The organism is Thauera butanivorans NBRC 103042 (genome assembly GCF_001591165.1).
Taxonomy (GTDB): domain Bacteria; phylum Pseudomonadota; class Gammaproteobacteria; order Burkholderiales; family Rhodocyclaceae; genus Thauera; species Thauera butanivorans.
In genome coordinates this window covers 1-1,213 of sequence record NZ_BCUG01000132.1, presented here as the reverse complement: position 1 = coordinate 1,213, position 1,213 = coordinate 1, and the positions used below count along the sequence as shown (strand labels likewise).

General features: G+C 62.7%; 1 protein-coding gene. It reads right to left on the bottom strand.

Annotated elements, in window-relative coordinates; genetic code table 11:
• Nucleotides 1-134: 134 nt before the first annotated feature.
• Nucleotides 135-1,118: an IS5 family transposase gene (locus TBU01S_RS22660; RefSeq protein WP_068639734.1), complete on the bottom strand. Its 984-nt coding sequence runs from the start codon at nucleotides 1,116-1,118 to the stop codon at nucleotides 135-137.
• Nucleotides 1,119-1,213: the final 95 nt, after the last annotated feature.

The following is a 1,213-nucleotide window of genomic DNA, read 5'->3' as shown; positions in this document are numbered from 1 at the left end:
AAGTGCTGAACAAATGCCCGCGGACCGATTTCGAGCGCGTATCAGTGACGGGCTTTCGACTTTGATGGCGTTTTTCGCTTCCGATCGGGTCGTCCTCGGGCTGTTGCCCTCCGTTTTTGCTCCTTGGTGCCCCATCAGGACGCACCTCGGGCCTGGAGCGCCAACAACGGTCGGCGCGCCAGGAACAGGTTGGCCAACCCGAAGAGCGTGAACAGTTGCGCTTCGTTCTTCGCCAGCCCGCGGTAGCGCGTCTTCTTGTGTTTGAAGAGGTTCTTGACCACGTGGAACGGATGCTCGACCTTGGCGCGAATGCTCGCCTTCACCCGCTCGAGCTCGTCGAGGAGCTTGCCGAGCCGGTTGGCCGGCAGCGCCTTGCGCTTGCTGCGTTTCATGGCGATGTGCCAAGTCGCCTTGTTGTCCCGGTTCTCTTTGCGCTTTTCGACGCCCTGGTAGCCCGCGTCGCCAAGGACCTCGGTCTCCTCGCCATGCAGCAGCTTGTGCGTCTGGCTCACGTCGCTTGTGTTGGCCGCTGTGGCCACCACCGCATGCACCAAGCCCGACTCAGCGTCGACGCCGATGTGTGCCTTCATCCCGAAGTACCACTGGTTACCCTTCTTCGTCTGGTGCATCTCGGGATCACGCGCCTTGGCGCGGTTCTTGGTCGAAGGGGGCGCCGCGATGAGTGTCGCATCGACGATGGTGCCTTCACGCATCATCAAGCCTTTCTCGGCCAGGTGCGCCTTGATCACCTCGAAGATCTTGCACGTGAGCCCGTGCGTCTCCAGCAGGCGGCGAAACTTCAACAGCGTGGTCGCGTCCGGCGCCGCTTCCCGGGCCAGATCGACCCCGACGAAGCCACGGATCGCCTGGCTGTCGTAGAGGGCGTCCTCGATCCCTTCGTCCGACAGCCCGAAGCACTGCTGAGCGACGTACATCCGCAGCATCCGTCCCACCCCGATCGGCGGACGACCGCGGCCTTCGCCCTTCGGGTAGAACGGCTCGATTTCGGCCACCAGCGCCGACCACGGCGTCACCGCATCGATCCCTGCGAGGAACCGGTCGCGCCGCGTCTGCTTCTTCTTGGCGGCGTACTCCAGCTCGGAAAAGCTCGATTGCATCGGCCCACGTCCTGTCATTCGAACACAGCCTCCATTATCTCAAGCGCATCTCTGTACAGGGGCGCCGGCGGAGGAATAAATCAGCGATTCCTTAA

Bases quoted from the DNA above. Each gene is read 5' to 3' on its own strand.
- TBU01S_RS22660 (WP_068639734.1), bottom strand. From the start codon at position 1,118: ATGCAATCGAGCTTTTCCGAGCTGGAGTACGCCGCCAAGAAGAAGCAG.